Annotated in this window: 16 protein-coding genes; 3 read left to right on the top strand and 13 right to left on the bottom strand. The window is 63.9% G+C overall.

What is annotated here, in order from left to right:
* Positions 1-27 precede the first annotated feature (27 nt).
* The 3 genes from BKD14_RS17540 to BKD14_RS17530 all read left to right on the top strand — a co-directional run bounded on the left by BKD14_RS17540 (position 28) and on the right by BKD14_RS17530 (position 3,195).
* Positions 28-600, top strand: coding sequence for a TetR/AcrR family transcriptional regulator (locus BKD14_RS17540; protein ID WP_075657457.1), 573 nt, complete (start codon positions 28-30; stop codon positions 598-600).
* A gap of 211 nt (positions 601-811) precedes the next feature.
* Positions 812-2,101, top strand: a complete 1,290-nt coding sequence (locus tag BKD14_RS17535; RefSeq protein ID WP_210215530.1) for an MFS transporter — start codon at positions 812-814, stop codon at positions 2,099-2,101.
* 128 nt (positions 2,102-2,229) lie between these two features.
* The gene (locus BKD14_RS17530; RefSeq protein WP_075657455.1) at positions 2,230-3,195 is read left to right on the top strand and encodes a LysR family transcriptional regulator; all 966 of its coding nucleotides are present in this window, start codon (positions 2,230-2,232) and stop codon (positions 3,193-3,195) included.
* On the opposite strand, the gene BKD14_RS17525 is transcribed toward BKD14_RS17530, so the two are convergent.
* The 13 genes from BKD14_RS17525 to BKD14_RS17465 form a co-directional block, all read right to left on the bottom strand.
* Positions 3,152-3,388 (bottom strand): DUF2274 domain-containing protein, encoded by a 237-nt coding sequence (locus BKD14_RS17525; RefSeq protein ID WP_075657454.1) that lies wholly within the window; start codon positions 3,386-3,388, stop codon positions 3,152-3,154. The two genes, BKD14_RS17530 and BKD14_RS17525, sit on opposite strands and share 44 nt — an antisense overlap.
* A 2-nt stretch (positions 3,389-3,390) precedes the next feature.
* Complete coding sequence (locus BKD14_RS17520) at positions 3,391-4,545, bottom strand: TrbI/VirB10 family protein (RefSeq protein ID WP_075657453.1); 1,155 nt, start codon at positions 4,543-4,545, stop codon at positions 3,391-3,393.
* Positions 4,542-5,525 (bottom strand): P-type conjugative transfer protein TrbG, encoded by a 984-nt coding sequence (gene trbG / locus BKD14_RS17515; protein WP_075657452.1) that lies wholly within the window; start codon positions 5,523-5,525, stop codon positions 4,542-4,544. Before trbG ends, BKD14_RS17520 begins: the two co-directional genes overlap by 4 nt.
* Positions 5,522-6,211 (bottom strand): conjugal transfer protein TrbF, encoded by a 690-nt coding sequence (gene trbF / locus BKD14_RS17510; protein ID WP_075657451.1) that lies wholly within the window; start codon positions 6,209-6,211, stop codon positions 5,522-5,524. Before trbF ends, trbG begins: the two co-directional genes overlap by 4 nt.
* Positions 6,208-7,569 carry a P-type conjugative transfer protein TrbL gene (gene trbL / locus BKD14_RS17505; protein ID WP_075657450.1) on the bottom strand — a complete coding sequence of 454 codons (1,362 nt, stop codon included), beginning with the start codon at positions 7,567-7,569 and terminating at the stop codon, positions 6,208-6,210. The genes trbF and trbL overlap by 4 nt, the downstream gene beginning before the upstream one ends.
* 3 nt (positions 7,570-7,572) lie before the next feature.
* On the bottom strand, positions 7,573-7,860 hold the full coding sequence (gene trbK-alt / locus BKD14_RS17500; protein WP_075657449.1) for a putative entry exclusion protein TrbK-alt: 288 nt from the start codon (positions 7,858-7,860) through the stop codon (positions 7,573-7,575).
* 20 nt (positions 7,861-7,880) lie between these two features.
* Positions 7,881-8,648 (bottom strand): P-type conjugative transfer protein TrbJ, encoded by a 768-nt coding sequence (trbJ, locus tag BKD14_RS17495; RefSeq protein ID WP_075657448.1) that lies wholly within the window; start codon positions 8,646-8,648, stop codon positions 7,881-7,883.
* Entirely contained in the window at positions 8,645-11,101 is a 2,457-nt protein-coding gene (trbE, locus tag BKD14_RS17490) for a conjugal transfer protein TrbE (protein ID WP_075657447.1), read from the bottom strand. The genes trbJ and trbE overlap by 4 nt, the downstream gene beginning before the upstream one ends.
* Positions 11,102-11,115: 14 nt before the next feature.
* The gene (locus BKD14_RS17485; RefSeq protein WP_075657446.1) at positions 11,116-11,397 is read right to left on the bottom strand and encodes a VirB3 family type IV secretion system protein; all 282 of its coding nucleotides are present in this window, start codon (positions 11,395-11,397) and stop codon (positions 11,116-11,118) included.
* Positions 11,397-11,669 (bottom strand): TrbC/VirB2 family protein, encoded by a 273-nt coding sequence (locus BKD14_RS17480; RefSeq protein ID WP_245293681.1) that lies wholly within the window; start codon positions 11,667-11,669, stop codon positions 11,397-11,399. Before BKD14_RS17480 ends, BKD14_RS17485 begins: the two co-directional genes overlap by 1 nt.
* Positions 11,670-11,803: 134 nt before the next feature.
* Positions 11,804-12,784 carry a P-type conjugative transfer ATPase TrbB gene (gene trbB / locus BKD14_RS17475; RefSeq protein WP_075657445.1) on the bottom strand — a complete coding sequence of 327 codons (981 nt, stop codon included), beginning with the start codon at positions 12,782-12,784 and terminating at the stop codon, positions 11,804-11,806.
* Positions 12,785-12,931: 147 nt separating this feature from the next.
* Positions 12,932-13,429, bottom strand: a complete 498-nt coding sequence (locus tag BKD14_RS17470; RefSeq protein ID WP_075657444.1) for a DUF6644 family protein — start codon at positions 13,427-13,429, stop codon at positions 12,932-12,934.
* A complete protein-coding gene (locus tag BKD14_RS17465) occupies positions 13,426-13,977 on the bottom strand; it encodes a DUF6152 family protein (RefSeq protein ID WP_075657443.1) in 552 nt (183 codons plus the stop codon). The genes BKD14_RS17470 and BKD14_RS17465 overlap by 4 nt, the downstream gene beginning before the upstream one ends.
* Between the last annotated feature and the right edge of the window lie 12 nt (positions 13,978-13,989).

The raw sequence follows: 13,989 nt of genomic DNA, 5'->3' as shown, positions 1-13,989 counted from the left end.
AATCCATAGAGATGGAATGATTGAGCCATGTCTGTAGCCCATCGGCGCAAGAAGCAACCCCAGATCGTCCGCTCGCAGCTCCTGCAGTCTGCGGCGGACATCGCCGTCGGACAAGGCGTTCAGGCGGTCACCATGGATTCCGTCGCCCAGCATGCCGGCGTCAGCAAGGGAGCGCTCCAGTACCACTTCCCAAGCAAGCAGAAGCTGCTCGACGCCTTGTTTGATGAGGTCTCGGCCGCGACCTCCGAGGCTCTGGCCGCCACGATCGCAGACGATCCCGATGAACACGGGCGGGAAGCACGCACCTATCTGACCGTCACGACCAGGGAGGCCAGCGAGAGTGGATATCAAAACACCTGGCGTGTCCTGCTCGCGGCCATGATGGCGGAGCCGAAAATCCGCGAGCCATGGTCACGACGGCTGCGACAGATGAACCGGCCCGACCCTTTGCCTGAAGAGCGCGCAGCCAGGCTGATGATATGTCGCCTCGCGGCGGACGGCATCTGGATCAACGAGTTGCTTGGATCGATCGAGATGTCACCAACGCTGAAAGCCGAAGTCATCCGACAGCTTGAACGAATGACGGTCGAACAGGACTAATCCCAGCGCCCCGATTCTTGCAACTGCTCGGTACAGGCGTTGCGTATCGAAAGCCAGTGGCTAGCGTCAGAGGGGTAACTCAGCGCGTCCAGTCCGGCCGGCGGCGGAAGATTGGACGAATAATCAATCATTAGAGACTTAATAGCATTCAAAATCCAGGCGGGGATGAATAGCTTCCGCGGAACTGATTTTTTTATTCGGAGCGACCGCCTTGGCCAAAACCAGTAGTTTGAACCCCCCCTACTTCAGCAAATCACAACAACGTAAACACGTTCCGGATCGCGCTTCGTGGCCCGCAGTGTATTCTCTTTCCCTCGGAGCCTTCGGCCTTGTGACATCGGAGCTGTTGCCCGTTAGTCTACTGACGCCGATGGCTATCGATCTTGGTGTCTCGAACGGAGTCATTGGTCAGACGATGACGGTTGCGGCCCTCGCCGCAGCGATCGCGGGCCCGGTTCTCATCCTCGGCTCGGGCCGCCTCAATCGACGCATGGTCCTATGGAGCCTGCTGGGATTGCTCGTCATTTCCAGCGCGATCACGGCATTGGCGACCGACATGGCCGTCCTCCTTCTGGCTCGTGCGCTGCTTGGCTTTGCGGTCGGTGGCTTCTGGGCGATGCTGACCATGCTCGCGCTGCGCCTCGTGCCGCCTCATCAGGTGCCCCGCGCCATGGCCGTGATCCTGATGGGCATCTCGGTTGGCACGACGGTCTCTACACCGCTCGGCGCAATGCTCGGCGATCTGTTCGGATGGCGCACGACCTTTCTCCTCACGGCCGGCCTCGGTATCGTGACCCTCGCCATCCAGCTTTTCACGCTTCCCTCACTACCTGCCACCGCCGCTCCGAGTGTGCGATCTTTTACAACCGTCTTGGCGCGGCCGCGGGTGCTCCTGGGCTTCGCCACGGTGCTCCTTGGAGTCTCGGGCCATCTGGCTGCATTCACGTTCATTCGTCCTTTCCTGGAAACCACGCCTCGTCTCGAAGTCTCCACGATATCCCTCGCTCTGTTCGCCTATGGCGGCGGCGGCTTTGTCGGCAATCTCGTCTGGGGCGCTATCGCAGCCCGAAGCGCGGCAATAGCAACGGCGAGTTCGACGTTAGGGGTTGCCCTCAGCATCCTAGCACTGATGGTCGCCGGCACGCATCCTGGGGTAGCCTTCGCGGCAACGGCGCTCTGGGGGTTCGCGTTCGGCGGCTTCCCCGTATCCGCAGCCATCTGGAACGCGCGCGCCACGCCCGAAACCGACCTGGCTGAAAGTTCGGGAGCACTTCACTCCACTGTCTTTCATGTGGCGCTCGGCACCGGCGGCGCAGTGGGTGGCATCCTGATCGATGGCGTCGGATCGCAGGGGCTACTTCTCTACGCTGCAATCGTCTTGATGACCGCCGCCTTGCTCATGCTGACGCTCGGGCGGAGCCGGTGGATCAACGAACGTCCACAACGGCTGCCGCCGGCGGAGTCGGACAGTCGAACAGATTCGGATCGCGCTTCAGATTGAAGAGGTATCCACGAAATGGGCAGCCGGTCCATCCATGCAACTCGTCGTCTTCAGGCTTGCTGCAATCGGCATCGTCCTTAGCCCAGGGATGCGTTTGCACCGCGAGGAACACGAAAGGCGGCAGCACGATGGAAAGACTGACGAAACAGGAAAGGACGATCGAGTTTCGTCATCTGCGGCACTTCATCGCCACAGCAGAGCATGGCAGTTTTCGCAAGGCGGGAGTTGCTCTCGGCCTTTCCCAATCAGCGGTCAGCCGATCGATCGCAGATCTTGAAGACCAGATCGGCGCGTCCCTGTTCCACCGGCACACATGGGGCGTAGAGCTGACCTATGCGGGCCAGCGCTTCCTCCGTCGCGCTCGTCACGTCGTTCGAACGATCGACGCTGGTACGGACGATGCGGCTGCAATTGGGCGATCTGAGTATGGCAGTATCCACATTGGCATCTATTCCTCGATCGCCTCGGGTTTCCTCGCGGAACTGCTACGCGCTTATAACGCTCGACATGGGGGAGTGCAGATCAATCTAGTCGACGGAAACGCTGCAGAGCATGTTGCTGCCATTCGTAAGCTAAGAGTCGATGTGGCCTTCCTGACCGGGACCGAGGAATGGGCTGGCTGCGATACTGTACATTTATGGTCTGAGCGAGTGTTTGCCGTGCTGCCGCTCGAACACAGACTAGCACGGTGCGACGAGCTGGAGTGGCAAGTTCTCGCCGGGGAGTCATTTATTGTAAGCGAAGCGCCTCCGGGTCAGGAGATCCGGGATTACCTCGTGCGTCGCTTGGCCGGTCTCGATCGGCACCCCGCAATCCAGGTGCAGTATGTCGGGCGAGACAATTTGTTGCCGTTGGTGGCGATCGGCCGAGGATTGACGCTGGTCAGCGAGGCGATGACGGTGGCGCAGTTCCCGGGCATCGCCTACCGTCCGATTGTCGCTGAAGTGCTCCCGTTCAGCGCGGTGTGGTCCCCTCGAAACGACAATCCCGCCTTTCGGCGACTGCTCAGCATGGCGCGCTCTATGGCAACAACGGGCAACGCTAACGGCGCTATACGATTGGCTTCGCAGACGGGACTGAACGCCGCGCCTTAGTAAATCCGCGGTCCGTCACGACGAAACGTTCAAGCATAGGGACGATCAGGCGAACCGGGTCGATAGGTGGATTGCCGGGCTCCGCGAGCAGACGACCATATTCGACAAGATCCCGATGGAGGGGCGCGGGCAGCTCCACCGTCACCTTGACTGGCTTGTCGTCAGCGATTGGTCCGAGTTTTAGCTTTGCCATGGTCAACCTCTGTAGGGTTCGAGGACTAAATCGCGGGTGACGATCACACGGACCGGGAAACCGGGCCGGATGGTGAGCGTCGGTGCGACCTGCAATTGGCGGCGGATGATCTGTTGCCCGGCGTCGTTAATCGTGTCCTGCGCGCCATCGCGGATCGCCGCAACGAGGCGGTCCTCATCGCTGACGGCGAGTTCTGTCCCAACCGCGAGTAAGGTTGACAAGCCGGCAGCCTTGGCGAGATCCCACCAATGATAATCGACACCGTCCTCTAGACCGGCATAGCCTTGCGTATCCGCGCCCGGCTGCCGCTCCAGGACGATGGATCGGCCGTTCGGGAAGATCAGACGGCTCCACACCAGTAGGACCCGTCTCTGGCCGAACTGCACATTGTTGTCGTACTGGCCGATGATCCTCGTTCCCTGCGGAACGAGGAGACTGCGGCCAGTCGGGCTGTCATAGATGTTCTCCGTCACCTGCGCGGTGATCTGGCCGGGTAGATCGGAGCGTATACCCGTGATGAGGGCGGCTGGGATCACGGCGCCGGCCTGGAGCACGAAGGGCGACGCCAGGGCCATGACCCGATCCGACGAGGTGGTGCGTCGATCGACCGGCGCATTGAGGAACGCGAGTTGCCGGTCCTGTGCGGTCGGCTGACCGGGCTGACCCGCAAGGCCGGCAAGATCGATCCCTGGAATGCCTGGAGTGGTTGAACCTCCCGGCGATGCCGGGGTCATGCCGGGCTGAGTCTGGAAGAAGACGCGCGACGTGCGCGCAGCCTCTTCCTCGGCAAGGCGACGTTGCTCCGCGTCGTCGACGGTTGGCGTCGGCATGGCCGGCGGTACGACAGGCTGCCCGCGATTCTGCGCATCAAGGATTGGCCGCCCGAGATCCCCTGGCAAAGGGGGACCAAGCACCGGCCCGGTGTAGTCGCGCGGCAATCCAGAAAGCCCGTCAGCCGTCTGGCGATTACTCGTCGAATACAGTTCTTCCCCATCGCGGTCGGAATTCCGGGTCTGAAGCGCATAGATGAGCGAACCGCTGATACCGACCAATGCAACCGCAGCGACGCTCGCCAACACCTTGCGTGACAGACGGGTCACGCGCGGCGTCTCGGCCCGAAGACGCATCGGAGCGCTCGTATTGCTATTGTCGCTCATGACGCGGGCCTCCCATCGGTACGGACGATCCTGACGACCTGCTGCCGGTCGCCGCTACCAAGGCGCAGTTCAGCCGCGCCGAACAGACGATCGACGATCAGGATGTGGCGATAGACGCGAGTGTTGGCGATCTGGGCCTCGCCCTCCGGTCCGATGACGAAGATCGGCGGCATCTCGCCCTGGACGATGCCGGCTGGGAACTCGACATAGACACGCCGGCCGTCGTCGTAGACGGAGAGCGGCTTCCAGGGCGGGTTGCCGCCGCTCAAGCCATAGCGATAGTTGCGCGTTGCGACGGCGGGGATGACCGGGGTTGCCGGAATGGCCTGGCCCTGTCCGCCTCGCGGCTGCGGATACGCCCATGCCACTGAAGGCATATAGGGCTTGGCGCCTGAGCGCAGCTCGATCATGTAGACACGCCGGTCGGTCGTCACAACAAGGTTCGTCGATATGTCGGCGCGGCTCGGTTTCACGAGGACATGGACACGCCGCGTCGTGCCTGCGCCGCTCTCGGTGTCGCCGATGATCCAGCGCGCCGTATCGCCGGCCGCGATCGGCCCGGCTCCGGTTAGGCTTTCGCCCGGCTCCAGCGCGATGTTCGTGATCTGACCAGGCGCGGCATATACCTGATAAAGCGCGCCTTCGGACCACGGATAGATTTGGATGGCATTGAAATAACCCTCCCGGCGCGGCTGCACGCGAGCGGCGGCATTGGCGTTTTCGACGCGGGCTGTCGGCGTGCCGGCGGCCGCGCCGCCTTTCGCCGGTGTCCAGCCCGGTGGGACATGGATCGGGCGCGGCCGATCCTCGGTGACAGCCACGGGCACGGCCGGCAACGCTGGCACATCGCGATCGTAGCTGATCTCCGGCGGCTTTTGTGGCGTCGCGCAGCTGGCCAACGTAGTGGCGGAAAGCAGCAGAACCGGAAGCACGGATTTACGGAAAGCCGGAATGGCGTGGATGCAGAAAGCCGGCTTCATTGGCTCATCTCCCGCGACCAGTTGATGGCGTTGACATAGATTCCCAACGGATTGACCTTGATCCGCTCGGCATCGCGGGGCGGCTGGATCACGATTGTCAGGATCGCGGTCCATCGTTCCGTTCTGGAGAGTTGGCCGTTCTCGAAATGCCGCTCCGTCCAGGCGACACGGAAGCTGTCGGGTGATGCCCGTATGACGCTGGATACCTCCACGGCGATCTGCTGCTTGCCGACCTTGGTGAAGGGGTCATTGGCTCGGGCATAGTCGTTGAGGGCGGCGGCGCCGCGATCCGTCGTCCATTCATACGCTCGAAGCCAGTTCTGCCGGACAATGATCGGGTCGGCGGGGATGCTTCGTGTCTGCTCGATGAAGCGTGCGAGATGCCAGGCGACCTGTGGATCGGCCGGGCGGAAATCGGCCGTCGCAGGCGCGATAGCCTGCGCCTGACCAAGATTGTCGACCTGCACAACCCACGGCACGACGGTGCCGCGGGCGGACTGGTAAACCAGGGCGGCGGCGAAGCCGGCCGACAGGATCAGCGAGCCGAAAGCCATGGCGCGCCAGTTCTTCGCCTGGACGCGGGCTGAGCCGATGCGTTCGTCCCAGACTTGCGCGGCCTTTTGGTAGGGCGTTTCCGGTTGGGGTGTCTTGCCGTAGTGAACGGCGGGCCTTTTGAAGAGATTCATGAGCGGTCACTTTCAGAGAGATTGACGGATGCGCCGGATCCGTGGCTGTCGCCGGAACGGACGGCATGCGCGGCGGCGCTGACGCCGTGGGAGACATGGCGGCCGCGCTTCATGCGCTGGGTCCATGCGGGAGGCTGCTCGGTCGTCGTCGCGGGCGCGACGGAAGAAGGCTCTGCCTCGCCGCCGACCGACCCCATAGTGGACGTGCCACCGGTGGCACTGAGCCCGGCGCGGGCACCGTCGGAGAAACTGGATTTCATGCTCTCGGACGCGCGCGAGGCGGCGCGACGCAAGGGTGATGTGGCGCCTGAACCGGCCGCGCGTGCGACACCGCCGACGCCGGATGCAACGCCCGACGCACCGGACTGCCCCATGGAACCGAGCGTATAGGCTGACGATGCCGCCCCGGCGGCCGCTGCTCCGCCACGGGCCACCGCGGCCCCGCCCGAAAGAAGGGCTGCTCCTCCCTTTGCGGCGAGCATCGCACCGCCGCCAGCGGCGAGCGCGGCGCCGCCGACGGCGAGACCCGTGCCGACCGCGGCGCCTGCGCCAAGCTGCGGACCGCCGCTGACGAGGCCGGAAGCGATGCCGGGTCCAAAGATTCCGAGGCCAACGAGCGAGAGCGCAGCCAGCACGACCGCCATCGCGTCGTCGATGCTCGGGGTCTGCCCGCCGAACCCCTGCGTGAATTGGCTAAAGAGCGTCGAGCCGATGCCGACGATGACGGCGAGGACGAGGACCTTGATGCCGCTGGAGATCACGTTGCCGAGCACGCGCTCGGCCATGAAGGCGGTTTTCCCGAACAAGCCGAACGGGATCAGAACAAAGCCGGCCAACGTGGATAATTTGAACTCGATCAGCGTCACGAAGAGCTGCACGGACAGGATGAAGAAGGCGAGGATGACGAGCGCCCAGGCGAAAAGCAGGCAGGCGATCTGGATGAAATTCTCGAAGAACGCGATCCAGCCCATCAGCTCGGAGATGGATTCTAGCAATGGTCGAGCCGCGTCGAGGCCAGTCTGCGCAACCTTGCCGGGGCGAAGGAGATCCTGTGCGGTAAAGCCTGTGCCGGAGGCTTTGAGGCCGAGACGTGAAAAGCTGTCGAAGACGATCTTGGCGAGGTTGTTCCAGTTGGAGATCAGATAGGCGAAGACACCGACGAACAGCGTCTTCTTGACGAGACGTGCGATGATGTCGTCATCAGCGCCCCAGCTCCAGAACAGCGCCGCGAGCGTCACATCAATGACGATCAGCGTGGTTGCGATGAAGGCCACCTCGCCGCTGAGCAGGCCGAAGCCGCTGTCGATGTACTGGGTGAATGTCCCAAGAAAGCTGTCGATTACCCCTGAGCCGCCCATGGATCACCGCCTGTCGTCTGACGAGGGCGACCCAGGCGCAACTGGACGGCCGAGGAAGCGATCACGTGTCTCGGCCCAGACGCGCAAGCATTCGCTGTCGCTCGCGGCCGTTGCCCCAAGCTGCTGGCACCGGCGCTGGCCCTCGCGCAGCGGATCGCGCGCGGGCTCGACGATAGGCGCCGACGGTCCCGCCGGCGCCTCGTCCTCGCGGGTCATCTCGACGACCGCCGCAGTGATGGCGATAGCGACGAAGACGACAGCGGCCAGCCGGGCCAGCATCTTGCTGTCCATGACGGTGCTCCTTTCCGGCCTCAATTGCCGTTGAACATCCGCGCGCTGCCGGCCTGATAGCCGGCACCGGGCGTCAGGAAGCGGCGGCGCTGCTCACGCCCCTGCTCGGCGGCCGCGGTGCGCTCGGCCTCCGTCAACGCGCCCGAACGGCCGTTGGCTGCGAGCAGCGCGACGAGATCCGAGAGCTGCTGCGACTGGAGGGCGAGGAGCTGGTTGCCCGCCTGCGTCGCCTGAAGCGCGCCGGTCGCGCCCTGGCTCTGGTTCACCAGTTCGCTCATCTGCGTGCGGTTGCTGTCGATGTTGCCGACGACGCCGGCCTGCACGCGCATCGCGTCTTGCAAGCTGCCAACGGTGTTCTGCCAGCGGCTGCGCGCGGCGCTGACGAGCTGCTGATCGCTCGCCGACATCGAGACGCTGCCATATTGCTGCTGGAAGATTTGATCGATGTTCTGCACGTCGAAGGCGATATTCTGCGCCTGCTTCAGGAGCTGCTGGGTCTTCTGGACATTCTGCTGAAGCGTCTGGAGCGAGGAGAACGGCAGGTTCGCGAGATTGCGCGCCTGGTTGATGAGCATGGTCGCTTCATTCTGAAGCGAGGTGATCTGATGGTTGATCTGCTCAAGCGTGCGCGCGGCCGTCAGGACATTCTGCGCGTAGTTGGTGGGGTCGTAGACGATCCTCCAGGCATAGGCGGGCGAAATCGCAAGCGGCGGCATCGCGACCGGCATAGCCGCCAGCATGGAGGCTGCGAGGACGGCGGAGGATTTGCGAAGACGACGGACGATCATGGCTGAAGCTCCTTTTCGGGCTGGGGGGTGAGCGTTTGAAAACCGGGAAGAAGATCGATTGCCCAGCCGACCTCGCGGGCATCGAGCCATGCGGCGAGGAAGCCGTCGCGGCCGTGCTCGGCGACCAGGCTTGCGATCAGCGTCTGGTCGGATTTCGAGGAGGCAGCGCAGAGCGCGAGGCCGAGTTCGGAAAGGCCAAGCTCGAACAGGCGATTTCCGCGGCGCGACTGGCAGTAGTAGTCCCGCTTCGGGGTCGCCCGCGCGAGGATCTCGATCTGGCGGTCGTTCAGGCCGAACCGCCTGTAGATCGCCGTGATCTGTGGTTCGATGGCGCGTTCGTTCGGCAACAGAAGCCGCGTCGGGCAGCTCTCGATGATCGCCGGGGCGATGTCCGAATTGTCGATATCGGACAGCGACTGCGTGGCGAAGATGACCGAGGCGTTCTTCTTTCTGAGCGTCTTCAGCCATTCGCGGAGCTGGCCGGCGAAGCCCTCGTCATCAAGGGCTAGCCATCCCTCGTCGATGATGAGCAAGGTCGGGCGACCGTCTAGCCGGTCGCCGATACGATGGAACAGGTAGGCGAGCACGGCGGGCGCGGCGCCCGTACCCACAAGGCCCTCGATCTCGAACGCCTGCACGTCGGCCGAGCCAAGCTGTTCGGTCTCCGCGTCGAGCAGCCGCCCATAAGGGCCGCCGACGCAATAGGGACGAAGCGCCTGCTTGAGGTCGTTCGACTGGAGCAGGACGTTTAGGCCGGTGATCGTCCGTTCCTCGACCGGCGCGGATGCGAGCGAGGTCAGCGCGGTCCAGATGTGCTCCTTGGCCTCGGGCGTAATCGTGATGCCCTCGCGGGACAGGATCGAAACGATCCAGTCGGCGGCCCAGGCGCGCTCATAGGTGTCGTGAATGCGTGCGAGCGGCTGCAGGGAGACCGAGACATCGGAGCCTTCGGTGAGGCCGCCACCAAGATCATGCCAGTCGCCGCCCATGGCGAGCGCGGCCGCCCGGATCGACCCGCCGAAATCGAATGCGAAGACCTGGCTGCGCGCGTAGCGGCGGAACTGCAACGCCATGAGGGCGAGCAGTACGGACTTGCCCGCACCGGTCGGGCCGACCACCAGGGTATGGCCGACGTCGCCGACATGCAGAGACAACCGGAACGGGGTCGAGCCTTCGGTCTTGCCATAAAGCAAGGGGGGCGCATCGAAGTGCTCGTCCCGTTCCGGCCCCGCCCACACGGCGCTCAGGGGGATCATGTGGGCGAGATTGAGTGTCGAGATCGGCGGCTGGCGGACATTGGCGTAGGCATGGCCCGGCAAGCTGCCGAGCCATGCGTCAACGGCGTTGACGGACTCGATCATGGCCGTGAAGTCGCGACCCTGGATGACCTTCTCGACCAGCCGCAATTTCTCGTCGGCAAGGCGCGCGTCGGCGTCCCAGACGGTGATGGTCGCCGTTACGTAGGCCAGCCCGGCCACGTCCGCGCCGAGCTCCTGCAGCGCGAGATCGGCATCCGCCGCCTTGTTCGCCGCGTCGGTGTCCACAAGCACGGACTGCTCGTTCGTCATCACCTCTTTCAGGATCGCCGCAATGCTCTTGCGCTTGGCGAACCACTGCCGGCGGATCTTGGTCAGGAGTTTCGTCGCGTCGGTCTTGTCGAGCAGGATTGCGCGCGTCGACCAGCGATATGGAAAGGCCAGCCGGTTGAGGTCGTCGAGCAACCCGGGCGTCGTTGCCGTCGGGAACCCGATGATCGTGAGAATGCGCAGGTTCTGGTCGCCCAGGCGCGGTTCCAGCCCGCCGGTCAGCGGCTGGTCGGCCAGAAGCGCATCGAGGTAGACCGGGGTTTCGGGGACGCGGACGGGGTGACGCTTCGTCGAAATCGTCGAATGCAGGTAGGTCAGCGTTTCGCCGTCATCGAGCCAGCGGCAAGACGGCATGAAGCCGTCGAGAAGCGCCAGCACGCGGTCGGTGCGGTCGGTGAAGGCCCGCAAGATCTCGTGCGGATCGATGCCCGAACGGTCGCGGCCTTCGTACAGCCAGGACTCGGTGCGTGCGGCTTCCTCCGCCGGCGGAAGGAACAGGAAGGTCAGGAAGTAGCTGGAGACGAAATGGGCTCCCGCTTCCTCGAAGCCGGCCTTGCGCTCGGCATCGATCAGGCCGGAAGCCGGATCGGGAAAGCTGCTGTCCGGGTAGGTGTCGGCTTCGTGACGCTGCGCCTCGACGAAGATGCTCCAGCCCAAGCCCAACCGACGGAAGGCGTTATTGATGCGGCTGGCGACGGCGACCAGTTCGGCCGCGACGGCGGAATCGAGATCGGGACCGCGAAACTTCGCGGTGCGCTGGAATGATCCGTCCTTGTTGAGCACGACGCCTGGAGCAACGAGCGCGACCCAGGGCAGATAGTCCGCAAGACGCGACGCTGAGCGGCGATATTCTGCAAGGTTCATCATAGGCGCCGCCTCCCTCAGACCGCGAGGAAGGCCGGGATGCGCAGGTGCCTGCGGCCGACCTCGACAAAGAGCGGGTCACGGCGGGCGGCCCAGACGGCGACGAAATGACCGATCGCCCAGATGGCGATCCCGACCAGCCAGAGCCGAAGGCCGAGGCCGACCGCCCCAGCCAGTGTGCCGTTCATGATGGCGATCGATCGCGGGGCGCCGCCGAGCAGGATGTGTTCGGTCAGAGCGCGGTGGACCGGCACCGTGTAACCGGGCACCTCGTCCAGTTGTTCGAGCGCGACGGCCATCAGACGAGCGCCCCGCCGCCAAAGGAGAAGAACGACAGGAAGAAGCTCGACGCGGCGAATGCGATCGAGAGGCCGAAGACGATCTGGATCAGCCTGCGGAACCCACCGCTCGTGTCGCCAAAGGCGAGCGCGAGGCCGGTGGCGATGATAATGATTACCGCGACGATCTTGGCGACCGGCCCTTCAATCGACTGAAGGATCTGTTGAAGGGGTTGCTCCCAGGGCATCGATGAGCCGGACGCATAGGCTGGCGGCATAGAAGCCAGCGTCATGATGGTGACGAGCGCGGTCGATGCAGAAAGTCGCTTGTAGGCGCCGCGCATGATCGAGCCGGCCGGCGGCTCTGCATGGGCGGGGATCTTGGACAGGACGGGTGGATTGGTGACATCCGGAATGGCGGGCGAATTCATTCAGCTTCTCCGTTCGGGGTGGTTGCGGTGGTGATACGGTAATCGCCGTCCTGACCGAGCCCTTCGACGCGGGCGAGCTCGGCCAGCCGGCGGGCGGAACCACGACCGGAGAGGACGGCGACGAGATCGATCGTCTCGGCGATCAGCGCGCGCGGGACGGTGACGACGGCTTCCTGGATCAGTTGCTCGAGGCGCCGCAGCGCGCCGATGCCGGAACCCGCGTGGATCGTGCCGATGCCGCCGGGATGGCCGGTGCCCCATGCCTTGAGAAGGTCGAGGGCTTCGGAGCCACGTACCTCGCCGATCGGAATACGATCGGGTCGCAGGCGCAGCGAGGAGCGGACGAGATCCGAGAGCGTCGCCACGCCGTCCTTCGTCCGCATCGAGACGAGGTTCGGCGCTGCGCATTGCAGCTCGCGTGTGTCTTCGATGATGACGACGCGATCGGCGCCCTTCGCCACTTCGGCGAGGAGTGCATTTGTGAGTGTTGTCTTGCCCGTCGATGTGCCGCCCGCGACGAGGATGTTGGCACGGGAAGCGACTGCCAGCCGGAGGGCGGCGGCCTGATCGGCGGTCATGATGCCCGCCGCCACGTAGTCGTCGAGAGTGAACACAGCGACGGCGGGCTTGCGGATGGCGAAAGCTGGAGACGCGACGACGGGAGGCAGCAAGCCTTCAAACCGTTCGCCGGTTTCGGGCAGTTCGGCCGATACGCGCGGGGAGCGCGCATGCACTTCGGCGCCGACATGGTGCGCGACGAGCCGCACGATGCGTTCGCCGTCGGCGGCCGTCATCGTCTCGCCGGTGTCGGCGAGCCCTTCGGAAAGCCTGTCGACCCAGATCCGGCCGTCCGGGTTCAGCATGACCTCGACCACCGCCGGCTCTTCCAGAAACCGCGCGATGGCGGGCCCAAGCGCGGTGCGCAACATGCGTGCGCCGCGCTGGATCGCTTCCTGTCTCTGGTGAGTGGATGCCATTACGTCCCCATTTCTCATGGGGACGCAACAAATGATCCCCGGATCGGGGATGATTAAAAGAGCCCGAAATCACGCTGATTCAACAAGTTTCGGTCGTAGTAGTATCGTAGCGTGCAAATACAGGAGAACGGCGGTGGCGTTGTTTACTCAGTACGCGAGGAAGCGGCCTGCGAACACCACTCCTGTCCAAGTGGATGCTGATACTACGGCGGCGGTTTTCGCCCGAATCGGCGTGGGTGCTGCGAGATCCCATTCCCGTACGGTTCGATAGATCCCGCCGTGGAAGGTTACGATATTCAGCCCGGCCAGAATGATGAGGCCGAGTTTCCACGGAGCGGCCGAACTCATTCCGACTGTGAGAGCGACGCCCGAAAACATCGTCAGGCCAGTGAGCGCGACAATTGCAAAGCCGACATGCGAAATCGGCAGGAGGTAGCGCGTGACGACCGTTACCGGAACGACGTTTCTGGCAACGCCCAATAGCCGCAGGTCGACGGCGATCGCCGGCCCGACAAGCAGAGCAATACCGACGACATGCAGGCTCATCAGGATCGGATACAGGTGCGGCGTTAGCCGCACCCATTCCCCAAATCCTGAACGCTCGATTGCGGTCAGAAATTCCGGAAACCAGCTCGTTTCCATCATTCCGTCACAGCTTCCGGCCGGTCAGGGAAGGCCGTGAGCTGCTGCCAGACGCCTTGGCCGTTTTCGAGCCAGAACATGACGGGACGAAACTGGACGCTCTCGGCCGTGCCAAGGAAACCGACTGCCTCGATCTTTTCCCCGACCCGCAATTGACGGTCGAGACCCCAACGCTCCATCCAGCTCGGCCCGGCGAGCACCAGATGCAGTTCCTTGTTCTCGCCGCCATAGGGACGGGCCGATTGCATCGTCTCACGCCCGTCTCGCTCATTGCCCCCTTGCGGAAGCGGCCGCTGCTTCCAGTCCGCCGGCAATCTGGTTCGCTCGACGCGGATATGGACCTCGCTGTGCGGGTTGCCCCATCGGACATAGGTGACAGTGCCAGCGGCAAAATAGGCATGCCGTGTGTTGAACGATGCCCATCCATGATGGGCGAAGGCCGGAGCACCGGCAATGCTGGCGATCAAGGCGGCGGCGGCAAGACTGGTGCCTTGCAGCAGCACTTTCCGACGAGCCGGTGAGAACGGCGCATTTCGATTGAAACGGGGCATGGCTTTCCTTTC

Origin of the sequence: Pseudochrobactrum sp. B5 (assembly GCF_001939785.1) — a bacterium.
Lineage (GTDB): Bacteria > Pseudomonadota > Alphaproteobacteria > Rhizobiales > Rhizobiaceae > Pseudochrobactrum > Pseudochrobactrum saccharolyticum.
Note: the sequence above shows the minus strand (reverse complement) of the source record. Positions and strands in the feature narration are given on the sequence as shown.